At 66.2% G+C, this 18,166-nt stretch carries 14 protein-coding genes; 5 read left to right on the top strand and 9 right to left on the bottom strand.

Going from position 1 to position 18,166, the window contains the following annotated elements; genetic code table 11:
- The first annotated feature begins 93 nt into the window (after positions 1-93).
- The 3 genes from malT to ugpC all read left to right on the top strand — a co-directional run bounded on the left by malT (position 94) and on the right by ugpC (position 5,753).
- Positions 94-2,811 carry an HTH-type transcriptional regulator MalT gene (gene malT, locus D0901_RS05640; protein WP_129139408.1) on the top strand — a complete coding sequence of 906 codons (2,718 nt, stop codon included), beginning with the start codon at positions 94-96 and terminating at the stop codon, positions 2,809-2,811.
- A gap of 150 nt (positions 2,812-2,961) precedes the next feature.
- Positions 2,962-4,638 (top strand): alpha-amylase family glycosyl hydrolase, encoded by a 1,677-nt coding sequence (locus D0901_RS05635; RefSeq protein ID WP_129139317.1) that lies wholly within the window; start codon positions 2,962-2,964, stop codon positions 4,636-4,638.
- Positions 4,626-5,753, top strand: a complete 1,128-nt coding sequence (ugpC, locus tag D0901_RS05630) for a sn-glycerol-3-phosphate ABC transporter ATP-binding protein UgpC (protein WP_129139316.1) — start codon at positions 4,626-4,628, stop codon at positions 5,751-5,753. The genes D0901_RS05635 and ugpC overlap by 13 nt, the downstream gene beginning before the upstream one ends.
- Positions 5,754-5,852: 99 nt before the next feature.
- Here the strand turns inward: ugpC and D0901_RS05625 are convergent, their stop codons facing one another.
- From D0901_RS05625 to malE, 5 genes are all read right to left on the bottom strand, one after another.
- Positions 5,853-6,773, bottom strand: a complete 921-nt coding sequence (locus D0901_RS05625; protein WP_129139315.1) for a MalM family protein — start codon at positions 6,771-6,773, stop codon at positions 5,853-5,855.
- A 93-nt stretch (positions 6,774-6,866) separates the two neighbouring features.
- Complete coding sequence (locus D0901_RS05620) at positions 6,867-8,138, bottom strand: maltoporin (RefSeq protein WP_129139314.1); 1,272 nt, start codon at positions 8,136-8,138, stop codon at positions 6,867-6,869.
- 322 nt (positions 8,139-8,460) lie between these two features.
- On the bottom strand, positions 8,461-9,351 hold the full coding sequence (gene malG / locus D0901_RS05615; protein ID WP_129139313.1) for a maltose ABC transporter permease MalG: 891 nt from the start codon (positions 9,349-9,351) through the stop codon (positions 8,461-8,463).
- A gap of 11 nt (positions 9,352-9,362) precedes the next feature.
- A complete protein-coding gene (gene malF / locus D0901_RS05610) occupies positions 9,363-10,949 on the bottom strand; it encodes a maltose ABC transporter permease MalF (RefSeq protein WP_129139312.1) in 1,587 nt (528 codons plus the stop codon).
- Between the two features lie 64 nt (positions 10,950-11,013).
- Positions 11,014-12,207: a maltose/maltodextrin ABC transporter substrate-binding protein MalE gene (gene malE / locus D0901_RS05605; RefSeq protein WP_129139311.1), complete on the bottom strand. Its 1,194-nt coding sequence runs from the start codon at positions 12,205-12,207 to the stop codon at positions 11,014-11,016.
- A gap of 225 nt (positions 12,208-12,432) precedes the next feature.
- Between malE and D0901_RS05600 the strand changes: the two genes are divergently transcribed.
- Both D0901_RS05600 and D0901_RS05595 read left to right on the top strand, forming a co-directional pair.
- Positions 12,433-13,890 carry an alpha-amylase gene (locus D0901_RS05600; protein WP_162500828.1) on the top strand — a complete coding sequence of 486 codons (1,458 nt, stop codon included), beginning with the start codon at positions 12,433-12,435 and terminating at the stop codon, positions 13,888-13,890.
- A 269-nt stretch (positions 13,891-14,159) separates the two neighbouring features.
- Positions 14,160-14,912: a Crp/Fnr family transcriptional regulator gene (locus D0901_RS05595; protein ID WP_129139309.1), complete on the top strand. Its 753-nt coding sequence runs from the start codon at positions 14,160-14,162 to the stop codon at positions 14,910-14,912.
- A 34-nt stretch (positions 14,913-14,946) separates the two neighbouring features.
- Here D0901_RS05595 and D0901_RS05590 read toward each other — a convergent pair whose 3' ends face one another.
- From D0901_RS05590 to D0901_RS05575, 4 genes are all read right to left on the bottom strand, one after another.
- Complete coding sequence (locus D0901_RS05590; protein WP_129139308.1) at positions 14,947-16,623, bottom strand: DNA recombination protein RmuC; 1,677 nt, start codon at positions 16,621-16,623, stop codon at positions 14,947-14,949.
- 112 nt (positions 16,624-16,735) lie between these two features.
- Positions 16,736-17,146 carry a type VII toxin-antitoxin system HepT family RNase toxin gene (gene hepT / locus D0901_RS05585; protein ID WP_129139307.1) on the bottom strand — a complete coding sequence of 137 codons (411 nt, stop codon included), beginning with the start codon at positions 17,144-17,146 and terminating at the stop codon, positions 16,736-16,738.
- Positions 17,136-17,546: a type VII toxin-antitoxin system MntA family adenylyltransferase antitoxin gene (gene mntA, locus D0901_RS05580; RefSeq protein ID WP_129139306.1), complete on the bottom strand. Its 411-nt coding sequence runs from the start codon at positions 17,544-17,546 to the stop codon at positions 17,136-17,138. The genes hepT and mntA overlap by 11 nt, the downstream gene beginning before the upstream one ends.
- A gap of 82 nt (positions 17,547-17,628) precedes the next feature.
- Positions 17,629-18,102 (bottom strand): GNAT family N-acetyltransferase, encoded by a 474-nt coding sequence (locus D0901_RS05575; protein WP_129139305.1) that lies wholly within the window; start codon positions 18,100-18,102, stop codon positions 17,629-17,631.
- Positions 18,103-18,166: the final 64 nt, after the last annotated feature.

The raw sequence follows: 18,166 nt of genomic DNA, 5'->3' as shown, positions 1-18,166 counted from the left end.
TCGCCCAAACCGGCCGGTTCCACACGCATACTAGGTTTTGAATGAAACGTTTAAGACCTAGACAGGTGCTCCTTGAACGCACTGAATCACGCCGTGTCGGAACCACTGATCGACGAAAAGCTCTCAGCGCCGTTACTGCCTCCTTCCGCCGTTGCCCGTTCACGACTCAATGATCGTTTCGTGCTCGACGAGTGCGTGCGCCTGCTGGTGATCCAGGCCCCGCCCGGCTATGGCAAGACCACCCTGGTCGCAGAGCGCCTGCCCGCGCTGGAGCAACCGGCAGCATGGCTGCGCCTGGATGCCCGCGACGACACTCCGTCGCGCTTCGCCCGCTACTTCGAGGCCGCCCTGCAGCGGCTGGGTCTCGAGCGGCTGGACATCGAGCTGGTTGCCAGCGAGGCACCACTGCCCTTCAGCGTGGCAATCGAGTACTGGCTCGCGGCACTACCCGAAGACGCCTCGCCCTGCCGGCTGGTAATCGACGAATTCGAGCATCTGCACCACCCCGACATCCTCGAAGGGCTGCGCTATTGGCTGAAGCACCAACCGCGCTGGCTGACGCTGACCGTTCTCTCGCGCACCCAGCCGGCACTGGGCCTGCCCACGCTACGCCTGCGCGGCGAATTGGAAGAGATCACCGCGGACGTGCTGGCCTTCGATATCGAGGAAGCCCAGACCCTGTGCGCCGAGCAGCTTGCCTTTCCGCCCACCCGGGTCAGCCTCGAACGGGCCATGCGCCGCGTCGAGGGCTGGGTGATGGCCCTGGGCTGGCTGGTCGAACGCACCACCACGCGAGCCAGCTTCGATGCCCTGCTCGAGCGGCTCGGCGGCGACCATCCCGACTTCGTCGCCTGGTTCGACGAGATGCTCGCCGACAGCGTCGGCGACGCCGATCGCCAGTTGCTGCTGCAACTCGGGGTGCTGTCGCGCTTCTCGCCGGAACTGGTCGCGCGCCTGCTCGAGGGCGGCAATCTATCGCGACGCCTCGAAGCCCTGGAGGACGCCGGCCTGTTCATTCACCGCCAGGATCCACACGGCCAGTGGCGGCACTTCCACCCGCTGTTCGCCGGCTACCTGCGCCATCGCCGCCACGAACTCAGCGTCGCCACTCAGCGCGAGCTGCACCGTCGCGCCGGCGAGGCCTGGCTGGCGCTGGGCGATCCGGCGCTCGCCCTCCATCAGACGATCGAGGCCGAAGAACCCGACGCCCTGGTCTCCCTGCTCGAGAACCACGGCCCGCACCTCTTGGCCAATGGTCACTTCGCTCTGCTCGCCCAGGGCTTGGCGTCGCTCGGCGAGCCACGCGTCTGCGTCTCGCCCCGCCTGACGCTGATCTACGGCTGGGTCACCCACGCCCAGTACCAGTTCACCGAAACCGCCCGCGCCATCGGCTGGATCGAGGCCCAGCAGGAAGCCCCGGACTGGCAGGCACTCGCCGCCGAGTTCGCCACCCTGCGCGCCCAGTTGGCGATCAACCGCGGCAATGCCGGCCTCGCCGCGCCATTGGCCAGGGATGCGCTGGCGCTGCCGGCACGCTATCTCGCCGCGACCTCGGTCTCGGCGGGCGCGATCCTGTGCGAGGCCCGTTTCGTCCAGGGCCAGCTCGAAGAGTCGCTGGCCCGGGTCAAGGACGTGGTACGCGATGCCCGGCGTATCGGCGACGACCAGTTACAGCTCTGGGCACTGTGTCACCAGTCCGAGACGCTGGTCGCCCAGGGCCGATTGCAGGCCGCCTACGACATCCAGGAGCAGGCATTTTCGCTGCTCGAGACCTGTGAGCTCGACCGCCTGCCGGTGGCCGAGTTTCTCTACCGCATCCGCAGCCAGATACTCTGGGAATGGCATCGCCTCGACGAGTCCGAACAGGCCGCTCTAGCCGGTATCGCCGTACTCGACAGCCAGGGCGAGCGCTGGACTTTGCAGTGTCACATCAGCCTCGCCAAGGTGGCTCAGGCCCGTGGCGATCAGGCACAGTGTGCCGACCATATCCGCCGGCTGCGCAAGATTCTCGCCGACGGTGATTACCATATCGACTGGCGCGCCAACGCTCACGCTACCCTCCTGGCCTGGTGGCGCTCCACCGAGGACAAGGAGGCGGTAGCCCGCTGGCTGGAAAACGCGCCGCCCATCGACCTCGACGGCGCCAGCAATCACTTCGCCCAGTGCAACGCTCGCAACCACGCCCGCGCCCTGACCCTGCTCGGCCACTACGAACAGGCAAAGCAGTTGCTCGAACGGCTCGAAGGGCAGACCCAGCGCTTCGGCCTGGTGACCGACGCCAACCGCAACCGTCTGTGTCTCGCCGATCTCGCCTGGCACGCTGGCGAACCTGCCACGGCGCTCGACCATCTGGCCGTCGCCCTGGAACTGGCCGGGCGTACCACGCTCACCGGCAGTTTCCTGCGCCTCGGCCGGCCGCTGGTGGATATGCTTCAGGCCCTGCTCGCCGCACACGAGCTCGACGCTCTGGCCCGGTCGCGCGCCGAACGGCTACTCACCCTGGCCGAACGTCAGCGCGATTTCGGCAACGCCGTGCGGCTGATGCTCGACGAGACGGTAATCGCCGACATCGTCGCCCGCCCCGATGTTCCCGAACTGATCCGTACCTCGCCGCTGACTCGCCGCGAATGGCAGATCCTGGGACTGATCCATGCCGGGCTCTCCAACGAGCAGATCGCCGAGCAGCTCTCGGTCGCCCCGACCACCATCAAGACGCACATCCGCAGCCTCTACCAGAAGCAGAACATCCGCCGCCGCGAGGAGGCGATCGCGCTGGCCGGGGAGCTGCTCGCACGCATCGAGGGGCAGTGACCCCTCGCTCAGTCCGCCTCCTCCCCCCGGCTACGCCCGCCCGCTCACCGGCGGGAGGATGCCCGCCCCGCCGCCTGTCGCCACCATGAACGTCGACGCAACGACAACGCCCCGTTCAGGCGCGACGGGGCTCGACAAGGACAACGGCAAATGACAGCGACTGCAAACGGCATCGGCAGCCATGGCCAGGAGTGGTGGCGCGGCGCGGTGATCTACCAGATCTATCCGCGCAGCTTCATGGATGCCAACGGCGACGGCATCGGCGACCTCCAGGGCGTGATCGGCAAACTCGACTACATCGCGTCACTGGGTGTCGACGCCATCTGGCTCTCGCCCTTCTTCACCTCGCCGATGAAGGACTTCGGCTACGATGTCAGCGACTACCGCGGCGTCGACCCGATGTTCGGCACCCTGACCGACTTCGACCGACTCGTCGAAGCCGCCCATGCCCGCGGGCTCAAGGTGACCATCGACCAGGTGCTCTCGCATACCTCGGACCAGCACCCGTGGTTTCTGGAAAGTCGCGAGAGCCGTGACAACGACCGCGCCGACTGGTACGTGTGGGCCGATCCGCGCCCCGACGGTTCGCCGCCCACCAACTGGCAGTCGATCTTCGGCGGCAGCGCCTGGCAATGGGACACCCGGCGCTGCCAGTACTATCTGCACAACTTCCTGGTCGAGCAGCCCGACCTCAACTTCCGCAACCCCAGAGTGGTCGAAGCCATCCTCGAAGAGGTACGTTTCTGGCTGGAGCGTGGCGTCGACGGTTTCCGGCTCGACGCGGTCAATTTCTGCACCCATGGCGAGCTTGAGGACAACCCGCCTCGCGAGGAACTCGGCGAAGGATTCATCGGCGTTCGCCCGGACAATCCCTATGGCTTCCAGCGGCATGTGCATGACAAGACCCAGCCTGAGAATCTCGACTTCCTCGAGAAGCTGCGCGCGCTGCTCGATGAGTACCCAGGCACCACCAGCGTCGGCGAGATCGGCGACGACGACTCGCTGGGTGTGATGGCCGAATACACCCAGGGCGGCAAGCGACTGCACATGGCCTACTCTTTCGACCTGCTCGGCGAGCGGCACGATGCGCCATTCCTGCATCACACGCTGACCGCCATGGAAGCGCGCATCGGCGACGGCTGGCCGTGCTGGGCACTCGGCAATCACGACGTGACACGCCTGGCCACGCGCTGGAACGCCGAAGAGAGTCCAGCGGCCCTGCGCCTCTATCTCGCCTTCCTGCTCACCCAGCGCGGCAGCGTCTGTCTCTATCAGGGCGAGGAACTGGGCCTCGGCGAGGCGCAACTCACCTTCGAGCAACTGGTCGACCCGGCGGGCATCACCTTCTGGCCGGCCTACAAGGGTCGTGATGGCTGCCGCACGCCCCAACCCTGGCAGGCAGACGCACCGCACGCCGGCTTCAGCCCGGCAGCGCCCTGGCTGCCGGTACCCGCGGCGCATCATGCCCTTGCCGTCGACAGCCAGGAGGCCGACCCGGACTCGCTGCTCAACGCCTACCGGGAGTTCCTGGCCTTCCGCCGCGGCCAGCCGGCGCTCATCAAGGGCGATGTCCGCTACCATCCGGTACGCGACGACGTACTCTGCCTGGAGCGTCGTCTGCCCGGCGGCGGCGAGCGCCTGTTGATCGCGCTCAACTTTGCCGCGCAGCCACGCGAGCTGAGGGCACCGCGCGCGACGTCTGCCATGACCTCGGCACCGGCCTGGGTCGAGGGAAGCTGGGACGGCGGGACCCTCGTCCTGCCGGGCCATGGCATCGCGATCGGCCACTGTACTGACGACGAGGAGACGGCACCATGGGATGTCTGACCCTGGAGGGGATCGGCAAGGCCTACGATGGCGTCGAGATTTCCCGCGACATCGACCTGACCATCGAAGACGGTGAATTCGTGGTATTCGTCGGCCCCTCGGGTTGTGGCAAGTCGACGTTGCTGCGCATGATCGCCGGCCTCGAAGACATCACCGCCGGAGAAATGCGCCTCGACGGTGAGCGAATCAACGAGATCCCGCCGCAGGAGCGCGACATCGGCATGGTCTTTCAGTCCTACGCGCTCTACCCGCACATGAGCGTCGCCGAGAACATGGCCTTCGGCCTCAAGCTCTCGCGAACGCCCAAGGCCGATATCCGCCGGCGGGTCGAGCACGCCGCAGGCATCCTGCAGCTCGAGGCACTGCTCGAGCGCAAGCCCAGGGATCTCTCGGGTGGCCAGCGCCAGCGCGTGGCCATCGGCCGCACGCTGGTCAAGGAGCCGGCGGTATTCCTGTTCGACGAGCCGCTGTCCAACCTCGACGCCTCGCTGCGTGTCGAGATGCGCGTGCAGATCGCCGAATTGCACCGGCGCCTCGGGGCGACAATGATCTACGTCACCCATGATCAGGTCGAGGCGATGACACTGGCCGACCGCATCGTGCTGCTTTCCGGCGGGCGCATCGCCCAGGTCGGAGCCCCCCTGTCGCTCTACCACTTTCCCGAAAGCCTCGAGGTCGCCGCCTTCATCGGCTCGCCGCGTATCAATACCCTGCCGGTCACGGTCGTCGAGCCGGGTACCGCCACCACCACGGTGCGCCTGCCCGATGGTCAGCCGCTGGCCGTGGCGGTGGACGGCAGCATGCTCGAGGCAGGTAGCGAGGCCACGCTGGGCGTGCGCGCCGAGGACTTCGTCGCCGCCGAGGCTGCCGAGGCGAGCCTCGCGGCGCGCCTGACGGTCGCCGAGAAGCTGGGCTACGAGACTCTGGCCCACTTCCAGGTCGACGGCGCCCATGGCCCGGTCACCCGGCGTCTGGACGGCCTGGCCCGGCTCGACGGGCGCCAGCCGACGCATCTCGGACTCGCCGGCGATCACTGCCACCTGTTCGCCGATGACGGCCGCGCCTGCCCCCGCCGGATCGAGATCCCCGGCATCGTCGGCGGCGCGAAACGCTGACGATTCAGCCGCCCGAAACGCAACGACCCCGAACGATCGGCCGGGGTCGTTGCGTTTCGGGCTCATCTCGGGCGGCCGGGTGCGATGTCAGCGGCCCACTCAGCGCCGCTCGAGCTGCTTCGCAAGCCAGTCTCGGGTGCCGGCATGACCGGCGCGCTCGGCACGTTCGGCGAGATCCATGGCCAGCGCGATATCATCGGCGGCCAGCGCGGCGCGAATCAGGCGACGGAAGTCGACGCCCCCGAGCGCCGCGGCGTCACGGGCAGCGGCGCTGTCAGCCGCCGTCGAAGCCGGACTCGGCGCCTCGATGGCACTGGGGGCGTCGTCATCCGACAAGGCATCGCCGATCAAGGGCGCCAGCACACCCGTCGCCTCGCCCAGCGGGCGCACCTCGACACGCACCTCGCCGCTCGCGCGGTGGGCGGCCTCGGGGTTGACCACCGGTGGTTCCGCCAGGTGACGCGCCCGAGCCTCGAGACGCGCGGGATGCAGCAGCTCGGTTCGCGCGGCCAAGGCCTCATCGCTGGTGGTGATCAGCACCCGATCGGCACCCGTGCCCGGCGACACCGACACCCCCAGTGTCAGACGGTCGACCTGAAAACCGAGCGCTGGATGGTACTCGAAGTCGTGCCAGCCGAACCGGCGCTGCACCTCGCCCCGGGCATCGAGCACCACCATCACCGGGGCGAACACCTGCGGCTCGCCCTCGGCGTCGCGCGTCACCCGGCTGGTCAGGGTAAGGCGCAAGGGCCCCTGACCACGCGGCAATGCCAGCACGTGAAACGGTGCCTTGCCACCTTCGAAAGTGTGTACCGGCGTCTTGGGCCCGAAACGCAGCGTCAGAGACTGAGGGGCATCGACCGCGGTGGCGGGCAGGCCATCGAGCCCTGCCGTGCAACAGTCATCGGCACGCGTGAGCCAGGCATCGTCGGCAGGTGTCGAGGGGCGTTCGGCGGACGCGGCGCAGCCTGCCAGCAGGGCGGCACAAAGCGCGGTCAAGGTCAGGCGCGGGAGGAACATCGCGATCTCCTTGCGAAAAATGCCGGCCTCCGTGGAGACCGGCCAATGAACGATCGAACCGTCACTATCGGATGCAGGTAACGAACCGGACGATTACCACCAGGCTTCCATCTGCAGGCCGTAGGTCAGGCCGTCATCCTCGCCATCCTCGATCGACTCACTGGCGGCGTTGTAGACGTCGCCATCCCAGCTCGCGTAGGTGACGAAGGCGCGCACCACCGGGCGCGCGAAGGCGCCACGCCCCGCCGACCACTGCTGGGCGAAAGTGAGCTTGGTCAGGTCGGCCGTCTCCTGGCCACTGTCCTGCGGATCGACACGGTCGTAACCCAGCTCCATGGCCGTGCTCATGGTGTCGCTCCAGTAATAGGTGGGGCGCACCCCCGCCGAGGTCCAGGTCTGACCCTGACCGTTGTCGAGATCGCGGTCCTCGTAGATCGCCGCGTAGAGCATGTCGACGTTGGGTGACAGATTGACCAGGCCATGGTCGATGACGCGGATCATGTCGCCCTCGGGCACCGACGAGGCGGGATTCGACCTGCCGGAACTGCCGATGGCACCATCTTTGCCGTACTGCACGACGAACTTGTTGAAGCCCCCGAACCAATCGCCCTGAACATGCTCCAGCGTCACCAGGTGGCCATTCTCGGGGTCGACGTCGGCGTCCTCCTGGGCCTCGGTGAGGTTCGCCGCGCCGTAGTCATAGCCGATCTCCAGCTGGCCGCCGGGGTTGGTCTCGAGCCCGGCCAGGCGAATGTCGAGGGTATCGTTGGCCAGGTTCTGGTCGCTGTCGGGGAAGGCATCGTCGGTACTGCTGTTGCGCATCCAGGCCACGCTGAGCTTGCCGAAGCCCAGATCGATGTTCTCGATCCCCCCACCGGGGCCCGAGACGTCCCAGTAGTAGAAGTCGTTCATGTGGATGTCGTGGCGCTGATAGAAGCGCTTGCCCGCCCAGACGGTGGCATTGGGCAGCGCCTCGATCACCCCGGTGGCCTGAACGTTCATCTGGCGCAGCGCGATGGTGTTGCCATCCTCGCTGGACCCGTCAAGGCTCTCGAAGTCGTTGCCCTGCTCGTTGACGTAGGCGACCAGACTGTCGAAGTAGAAGCTCTTGCCATCCTGCTCGTAGAGCGTCGAGCCCAGGCCCAGCTCGGCATAGGTCTCGCACTCGTTGCCCAGCCGGTACTTGGCCGATGCCCCCGCGGCCTGGAAGCAGGCCTGATCGCCACCGCCGGCGGTCGCCCCGACACCCGAGCGGGCGTAGCCGTGGAAGTCGGCGTCGACCGCCTGGGCCGAGGCGGAAGCACCCAGTGCCACGGCGGCAGCCAGGGTAGAGAGCGTGAATGGCGTGAAACGTGAGAGTCGCATGTCGATCCTCGTTTGTTGTTGTGCGGTTCCCTGCCCAGGCCGGAGACTGCCTCGGGCTACGGCTGAAAAATGGCGCCCTCGAGCGCTGCCCTGTCACTCTCGCGCATATGTCGCCGCTTAAGACCCTCCCCGCCTCACTGGCTCAGGGCGGGGTGGTGGGGCGTAGCTCGGCGGCGACCGGGGTGTAAGTCTTTCGTCGAGCAGAGCGGTCGACGAGACAAGAGGCGCTCGGGCGATGCGGAACGGAGCGGAGACGGGGGCCACCCATAGAAAAAGCCCCGCACAAGGCGGGGCAAGAGGACGAGCCGAACAGGGGCCGGGGCTAGCCCTTGACGCCACCGGCAGTCAGGCCACCGACGATCCAGCGCTGACACAACAGGAAGGCCACGGTGATCGGCAGCCCGGAAAGCACCGCGGCAGCCGCGAAGTCGCCCCAGCGCTGGTTGTGATCGGCCAGGTACTGCTGGGCTCCCACGGCGAGCGTCAGCTTGTTCTCGTCGAGCAGCAGCACCGAGGCCATGGGGTACTCCATGATCGACATGATGAAGGCGAGGATGAAGACCACCATCAGGATCGGCACGGAGAGCGGCAGGAGGATATGCCGGAACGCCTGCCAGGTGCTGGCGCCGTCGACCATCGCCGCCTCCTCCAGCGAGCCGTCGATCGACTCGAAATAGCCCTTGATCGTCCAGATGTGCAGGGCCACCCCGCCCAGGGAGGCGGCGATCAGGGCGCCGTGCGTATTGATACCCAGCCATGCCACGTACTCGCCGAGACGGTCGAACAGCGCATAGAGCGCCACCAGCGAAAGTACCGGTGGAAACATCTGGAAGATCAGCATGCCCTTGAGGATCGGCGCCTTGCCGGCGAAGCGCATGCGCGCGAAGGCGTAGGCGCTGGTGGTCGAGAGCAGCAGGATCAACAGCGACGAGCTGACCGCCACCTTGATCGAGTTCCACAGCCAGAGCAGCACCGGGAATGGGGGCTGCACCACCCTGCCATCGGGCCGCTCCCAGGGGATGCCCAGCGCCAGCGACCAGTGCTCCAGCGAGAAGTCATGGGGGATCAGGCCTCCGGTGGCGAAGTTGCCCTGACGAAACGAGATCGAGATCACCAGCAGCAGTGGAAACACCACCAGCGCGACGAAGACCAGCAAGGCCAGATGCGCGACCAGCCTGCGGCGGCGAATCGAACGGGGTTGGACCATGGGCATGGGCGTGTCTCCTAGACCTTGACCTTGGTGAGTCGCAGATTGAGCAGCGAGAGCGCCGCCACGATCACGAAGATCAGCGTGGCGATCGCCGCCGCCAGGCCGAAGTTCTGGCCGGCATCCTGAAAGGCGATGCGGTAGGTGTAGCTGACCAGCAGATCGGTGGTTCCGGCCGGCGTGCTCGCGCCGATGATGTCCGGTGCCCCGCCGGTGAGCAGGGTGATCAGAACGAAGTTATTGAAATTGAAGGCGAAGGCCGCAATCAGCAGCGGCGTCAGCGGCTTGATGATCAGCGGTAGCGTGATGCGGAACAGGTTGGTCAGCGGCCCGCCACCGTCCACCGCCGAGGCCTCGTAGAGATCCCGCGGGATCGACTGGATCAGCCCCATGCACAGCAGCAGCATGTAGGGATAGCCCAGCCAGGTATTGACGATCAGCAGCATGCCACGTGCCATCCACGGGTCGGTGAACCAGTCGGGACTGATGCCGAACAGCGACTCCAGGATCAGGTTTATCTCGCCGTACTGCTGGTTGAACATGCCTTTGAAGATCAGGATCGAGATGAACGCCGGTACCGCGTAGGGCAGGATCAGCAACGTGCGGTAGGTGGCCTTGCCGCCCAACTGGTCCCATTGCAGCAGCGAGGCCAGCACGAAGCCCACCGCCAGGGTGAACACCACGGTCAGGGCGGCAAAGGCAAAGGTCCACACGAAGATCTGCAGGAACGGGCCGCGAACCGCCGGGTCGAACAGCACCCTCTGGTAGTTGTCGAGACCCACGGCCACCGGCCAGCCCGGCGTGATGCGCTGTCCGTCATCGGTGACGAAAAAGCCGCTGGTCGAGTCCGGTGTGAGCGTTCCCCCGGTCTTGCGATCGCTCAAGGTACCATCATCGTTGGCCCGATAGCGCGGCTGGATCGGCGCGAAGTCACGCAACCCGGCCAGGCGCAGCTCGGTGCCACCCGGGGCGATCAGGGTCATATCGCCCAACGCCTGGCGGTGACGGATCACCGCGCGAACGCCCAGCGGTTCGGCGTCGGGCGGTGCGTCGGCAGCTTTCAGGGGCAGTGTGGCGGGGGCCTCGTCGAGACGAACCGGCGGGCTGATCAGGTCTTCCACCCGCGAGTCGGTGCCATCCTCAGCCACGCGGGAGCCGGTCAGAAACAGTTGCACGCGCGAATCGCCGGCGGCAAAGAGCTGGAAACTGAAGGTCTCGCCCGGCACCCGATAGGTTTCGGCGAGCAGTTGCTCGCGCACGCGCTGCTCGCTCAACAGGTTGCTCGAACTGTAGTTGCTGAAGCTGATACCGATCGTGTAGAGCAGCGGAAAGATCACGAACACGCCCATTCCCGCCAGGGCAGGAAAGACATAGCGGTGACTCATCAACTGCCGCCGCGTGAAGACGATCGCCAGAGCGGCGTCGAGCACCAGAAACAGCAGCGCGAACATCCACTGGCCATTGAGGTAGAAGCCTACCACCAGCCACAGCAGCGCCAGGGTCAACAGCGCCATCAGCGCGCGCATCGCCCAGCGGGAATAGCGCTCGCCGGTATGGCGCGAGCGATGGCGCGGCAGGCCGCGCGAGGCGTTGGTCGTATACATGGAGATCACCGGACGGCGCGCCGACCAGGCGCCCCGACGGGCACCGGATCGGCGCGAACGCGGGTTATTGAATGGAAGTGCGAATGCGCTCGGCGGCGGCATCGAGAGCCGCCTGTGGCGCCTGGCGACCGCTGCCGATGTTCTGCAACGCCGGCTTCATCGCCGACCAGAACGCCCCCATCTCGGGGATATTGGGCATCGGGTCGCCCGCCTGGGCATTCGCCAGAGTGGCGGCGATCTTCGGATCGCGAGCCAGCTCCTGCTGGTAGACCTTGTTGGCCACCGCGCCCAGCGAGCCATCACTGTTGAAGGTCTTGAGCCCTTCGCGGGTGAGCAGGTAGTTCTCGAGAAACTCGGTGGCCAACAGCTTGTTCGGCGAGGCGGCATTGATCATCGCCGTCGTCACCCCGAACATCGGCTTGGCACGTTCGTCACCCACCTTGGGCAGCAACGCCACCCCGAAGTCGATGCCGCTGCGCTCGAGATTGCCCCAGGCCCAGGGGCCGCTGATCATGGTCGCCACCTCACCCTTGTTGAACCGCGTGTCCATGATGTTGTAGTCCGTGCCTTCCGGCAGCACACCGTTCTCGATCAGTTCGCGCAACCGCTTGGCGCCCTGGACCGCACCGAGGTCGTTGACCCCGATGTCACTGACGTCATAACCCTCGGCGGTGTGCTTGAAGGGATACCCACCGTTGGCCGCGAGCAGCGGCCAACCGTAGTAGGGCTCGCCGTAATCGAAGAGGATCGCCTTCTTGCCCTGCTTCTCGAGCCTGGCGTCGAGTGCCGTCAGCTCGTCGAAGCTCTGCGGCGGCTTGTCGACCAGGGCCTTGTTGTAGATGAGCCCGATCGACTCCACCGACACCGGGTAGCCGTAATTCTGGCCGTTCCAGGTGGTGGCTTCCCAGGTGAAGTCGAAATAGTGGCGACGGAACTCGGTATCCGGCTTGACCGGTGCGAGCAGGCCGCTCTGCGCCCACTCCCCCAACCGATCGTGAGCCCACATGACGATATCCGGCCCCTGGCCGCTGCCCGCCGCCTGCGGGAAGCGATCGGTCAGGTTGTCGGGATTGACGATGTCGACCTCGATGCCGGTCTCGTCCTCGAACTGGCGGGCCAGTTGACGAATTCCCTCGGCCCCCTTGTTGTCCCCCATCCAGACGGTCAGGGCGTCGTCTTCGAAGGCCTGGGCCGGCAGCGCGACGGCGCCCAGGGCCAGCGCGAGGAGCGAAACGGTGAAACGGTGGCGTGCTTGCATCGGTGAGAGCGTCCTTTGTTGTTGTCCCAATCACGCCGTGCCCCGACAACAATCGGGCACGGCCCTTCAGCCCAAAGCCTCGCCAATCCGCAGTCCGCCTTCCTCATCCCCGGCCGGGGCGTAGCCGGCGTAGGGCGGTGGCGTAGCCGGGCCTGTCGCGGAAGGATTCGCCCCTTGTGTGCGACGGCTAGCATGACCGGACGACGCTATTTCAGGAGACATGTCATGCGCCTCGCTTCCCCCGTCCACTGGCTCGCCGGCTCGCTGCTGGCCGGCCTGATGGTCCCTGTCGTCGCCGCCAAGTCACCGCTGGATGCCGTCACCCTGAACGCGCCGGGCGCGGTGATGGTACATCTGTTCGAGTGGCGATGGGACGATGTCGCCCGCGAATGCGAGCGTGTGCTGGCCCCCGCCGGCGTCAGTGCCGTGCAGGTCTCGCCGCCCAACGAGCATATCGCCCTCGACCCGGTCGATGGCGCCTGGTGGGCACGCTACCAGCCGGTCAGCTATCGACTCGATTCGCGCAGCGGGGGCCACGCCGCCTTCGCCGACATGGTCACACGCTGTCGTGCCGCCGGCGTGGGCGTGGTCGTCGATGCGGTGATCAACCACATGGCCGGCATCGGCGAGGGGGAAGGCATCGCCGGCACCCGCTACACGCCGTTCCGGTACGGGGATCTGTATCGTCACGAGGACTTCCACCACTGCGGGCGACATGGCGACGACAGCATCCGCAATTATCAGGACCGCTGGGAAGTCCAGCACTGCCATCTGGTGGGGCTAGCCGATCTGGCCACCGAGAAGCCGGCCGTGCGCGAGCGCATCCGACACTATCTGCAGACGCTGCTCGATCTGGGCGTCGCCGGCTTTCGCATCGACGCCGCCAAGCATATCCCGCCGGAGGATATCGCGGCGATTCTCGACGGCCTCCACGGCGCCTCTTACGTCTTCCAGGAAGTGATCGACATGGGCAACGAACCGATCACGGTGCAGGATTATCTCGCCAACGGCGACGTGACCGAGTTCCGTTACGGACCGCAGCTGTCACGCGCGTTCATGAGCGGCGATCTGGCCCGCCTGCACGATCTCGGCGATGCCCCGGGCTGGGCGCCCGCCGAACGGGCCCTGGTATTCATCGACAACCACGACAACCAGCGCGGCCATGGTGCCGGCGGCATGGTAATGACCTTCGACAGCGGCATGCGCTACACCCTCGGCCGGCTGTTCATGCTCGCCTGGCCCTACGGCACGCCAAGGCTGATGTCGAGCTATACCTTCGAGAACGCCGACCAGGGGCCGCCGCACCATGACGAGGGCTGGCAGACCCTGCCCGTCTACACCGATAACGATGACCGCTGCGGCGACTCACGCTGGGTCTGCGAGCACCGCGATCCGGCAGTGCTGACGATGGTCGGCTTTCGACGCGCCGTGCACGAAGCCCCGGTGACACACTGGCAGACCGACGGCGAGTCGCGTATCGCCTTCTCCCGCGGGTCCCGCGGCTTCGTCGCCTTCAACCGCAGCGAGACCGACTGGAGTGCAACGCTGACCACCGGCCTGGCACCGGGCGACTACTGCAATATCCTCGCCCCCGACTGCGAGACGATTCACATCGATGACAACGGCCGGGCCCGCCTGACGGTGCCGGCCGATGGCGCAGTCGCACTGCGCCACGACCGCTGATCGGGACGCCAAAACGGCACGGCGGCTATCTCGGGCAAGATTTGTGTACACGCCGGATGCCGCCAGTGCTTGGAGCAACCCGAAAAATTAACTATCCTTCGGGCTCCGATGACATCGTTACGGTAACTTTCCCTTGACCGCCTCAGGCACAGGAGACATTTGCGGGTCTTGCGGCCCGGGACACGCGACTCATCGCATTCGTCGTGTCAGCGAACGACCAGCCGACCCTTACCGCTCCACTGTCGCCCCCATCCTAGAAGGCGGTTTCAATGCCCCGTATCCAAAGCTGCATCCTGGCCAACCTGAATCACTATTTCAGGCTGGGTGACGACGACCAGCGTCTTCTGCGTGATCTCGAGAAGGATCCGGCCCAAATGCGCAGCGGTCAGCCCCTGTGGACGGCCGACAGCCCGGTCGATCAGCTCTATATCATCCAAAGCGGTTGGGCCTACAGCTTTCGCGACAACCCCGACGGGGGCCGACAGGTGGTCGACATCCTGTTGCCGGGCGATGTCGCCGGTTTGCGTGAACTGACCTTCGCGACGCATATCTCCGAGGCACGCATGATCACCGAAGGGGTGGTTTACCCGTTCCCGCATCACCGAATTCTCGACATCATGGAAAATTCGACCCCGCTGTCGATGGCGCTGCTCGCCGCGTTCGCCCGGCAGGAAGCGATCCTCACCGAGCGTCTGTTGCTGATTTCACAGCGCAGCGCGCGTGCCCGGATCGCCCACTTCATCATCGAGACCCATACCCGCCTGAATCGGGTGCAGCCCACGGACCTGAGCGGCTTCTACCTGCCGCTCTCGCAGAAATTGCTCGGGGAACTGCTCGGCCTGACCTCGGTCCACGTATCCCGCTCGCTGTCCGACATGACGCGTGACGGCTTGCTCACCAAGGCGCGTCACCACATCGAAGTTCACGATCGTGACCGGCTGTTCGAGGAGGCCGACTTCGACGACCGCTATCTGAGCTCGGCCATGAGCGGGCTGCATGCCCGGGTCGAGGACACCGCCTGAACGCGCCGCTGCCAGTCCCCGACTCGACGGCGGCTCAGACGTCCGAGCGGCTGACGGCCGGGTTCGCCGGATCGCCGGACGGCGCATCGCTGGTCCCCGCTGCGCCGTGGCGGTCGAGTTCCAGGTGGGCACGCTCGACCAGCTCGGCGGGCAGCTCCTTCTTGACCGCCACGCCCAGGTCCTTGAACTCGGCGGTCTGCTTGATCAGGTTGCCCTTGCCGCTGACCAGCTGATTCATCGCCCGGTCGTAGCTCACGCGTGCACCATCGAGCTTCTTGCCGACGTCCTCCATGCTGTTCAGGAAGGTGGCCAGCTTGGCATAGAAGCGTTCGGCGCGGTTGGCGAGTTCGGCGGTGTGCTTGTTCTGATCCTCGAAGCGCCACAACTGACGAACGATGTTGAGACTGGTGAGCAGCGTGGTCGGCGTGGCGACCAGCACGTTGTTCTCGATGGCCCGCTGGTAGAGACCGTCGTCGAACTTGAGTGCCTCAACATAGGCCGACTCCACCGGCACGAACATGATCACCACTTCCGGCGAATTGAGCCCCGGCAGGTCGTAGTAATGGCGGTCGGCCAGCTCGTTGATGCGCTCGCGCACCGCCCGGCAGTGCTCGGCCAGCGCCTGGCGGCGTTCGGTGTCGTCGTCGGCGTTGACGTAGCGGGTGTAGGCGGCCAGCGAGGTCTTGGCATCGATCACCAGATGCTTGCCCTGGGGCAGATGGACGATGGCATCCGGTCGCTTGCGCCCCTCTTCGGTGGTGAAGCTCGCCTCGCGCTGGTAGTCGACGCCCCGACGCAGGCCGGCGCCGTCGAGGACGTTCTCGAGCATCAGCTCGCCCCAGTTGCCCTGGATCTTCTTCTGCCCCTGCAGGGCGTTGGTCAGCCGATCGGCCTGGTCGGTGATCGCGCGGTTGAGTTCCTGCAGGTGCCTGAGCTCGGTACGCAACTGCACGCGCTGCTCGCTCTCCTGCTGATGAATCGACTCGACCTTCTCGCGAAAGCCTTTCATCTCGTTGTGGATCGGCTGCAGAAGACCGCTGATGCGCTCCTGGGAGAGCGCCGAGAAGGCCTTGCCCTTGCGCTCGAGAATCTCGTTGGCGAGATTCTCGAACTCCTGCTTGAGCGCTTCGCGACTCTGGCGCAGCAGGTCGAGCTGTTCGTCGAAGTGCGTCTGCTTCTGCTCGAGAGTGGTGGCGAGTTCGCCGTAGGCCGTCTTCAGCTCGGCGAGCTCGCCGGCGAGTTCGCCGCTACGGGACTTCTCGGCCTCCCACCACTGGCGATGATCGGCCAGCGAGCGGCGCGTCTCGTCGCGCTGGGTGGTGGCGGACTGCAGCGTCTCGCGTAGCCCGGCGGTGCGCTCCTGGGCCTCCTCGAGCACCGCGGCCTGCTCGGCGAGCCGTGCTTCCAGGCGCTGGCGTTCGGTGTCGCGCTCACGAAGGCGCTCCTCGAACCCGGCCCGCAGCTCATCCTGGTGTCGGCGCAGCCCGGCGAGCTCGGTCTCGACGCGCGCCCGGGCGATGTCGGCCTGGGACAGCGCTGCCTGGGCGGCCTCGGCCTGACGCGCCTGCTCGGCCAGCCGCGACTCCAGGTCGGTCTGAATCGCGCGCAATGCTGCCACCCGACGTGCGCCACGCCAGGCGGCCAGGCTCCAGCCGGCGATGAAGGCCGTCAGGGCGGCCGCTACGGCCAGGGGGATCGGGTCGAGAATCATCGGGGCTCACTCACCAAGCATCGTCATCCGCGCATGGTAGCGCGACACGGGATCGACACGAAGACGCTACCGGAAGCGTGAACACTGAAAGACCGAGTGAGAGCGCTACAGCTCACGCCAGCCGAACCATCCGGCTGGCGAAGTTCAGCAGGTCATCCGTGTAGTTCTGGATGATCGCGATGACGATAGGGATCTGCACGGCCTGATAGTCATGCACGGCGATGTTGCGAAAGCCGGTCATGCGCTTCATGACACCGGCCAGTTCGGGGTCGATCAACTGCGCTTTCGCCAGCAGATCGAATATCTCCCGGGCACTCTGAGGCAGGCCGAGGCGGTGGGTTCGAATCAGTCGATTGCCGGCGTCGAGTGCCGCCTCGCAGGCGCGCTGAAGATTCAGGATGGCGGCGTCCTGACGCGTCTGATCGGTCTCGAAGGAGTCCGGCCCCTTGGCATATTCTTCCCGGGCACGCGCCACACAGCGCTCGATGGTCGCAGCCTTGTTGAGAAGCACGTCATCGGCCATGAATGCTGCCTCGCTGCTGGATGTCGTCAAGCAGGTCATGGCGCAGGATGGCCAGGTCCCAGTACTCGCTGAGTGCGGTCAATTCGAATTCGTCGGCCACCGTGCCACCACTCCACAACCGGCGTCCGTGTTCGACGACCTGATGTTGCATGACGGTACTGGCGCACCGCAGGTCGACCAGATCGACGTCCCGATTCAGCAGCTCGGCGACACGCTCGGCCAGCTCCCAACGCTGATACGCATCCAACGGTGCGGGCAGCAGTATTGCCAGATCGACATCACTGGAAGTCTCGTGCTGCCCGCTGGCCTGACTGCCGAACAGATAGACGGCCTGCAACGCCGGCAAGCATTCGCGCAGGATGTTTACGCATCGCGTCAGACGACTGGCTGATGGACTCATGAGGGTTTCCGATGGGCCGGGCAAATCTGCACTCTAGGAGGCTCCCGCCGCGCTGACAATATCGGCGACGCTTGCTGCGGGCCTACGGCCACTCGCGCACCATGATCGTCACCGTCTCGCCCCGGTAATCGACGCTCTCGACATCGCGCCAGCCCAGCCGCCGGTAGAGCGCCTGCTGGTCCGGCGTGTAGAGGTAGAAGCGTTCGAGCCCGGCTTCCCGGGCCTCGCACTCGACGCGGCGGACCAGCGCCGAGGCGATGCCACGGCCGCGCCACTCGGGCAGCACGAACACCGAGGCCAGCCAGGGCGTCAGCTCGGGGCGGCTGCTCATGTCGTCGACGATCAGGCTCGCCGTGCCCAGCGGTGTCTCGCCGCTCATGGCCACGAACACCGACGGCACCCCGGCCTCGCCACACTCGTCGCGCGTCTCGGCGAGCCGGTCGGCAAAGTCGAGTGCCGGGTTGAGATGACCCCAGGTGTCGTGGGTCCAGCGCGTCACGGTATCGAGATGCGGCGAATCGGGGGGCAGACGCTCGAGCGTCCAGTCCTGCGGCATGGCACGTTTTCCTCATGGCATTCAAGGCGAAGGTATGACGACTCGCCGATTGGCAAGCCCCACA

Source organism: Modicisalibacter coralii (assembly GCF_004117855.1).
In the GTDB taxonomy this organism is placed as follows: Bacteria; Pseudomonadota; Gammaproteobacteria; order Pseudomonadales; family Halomonadaceae; genus Modicisalibacter; species Modicisalibacter coralii.
Note: the sequence above shows the minus strand (reverse complement) of the source record. Positions and strands in the feature narration are given on the sequence as shown.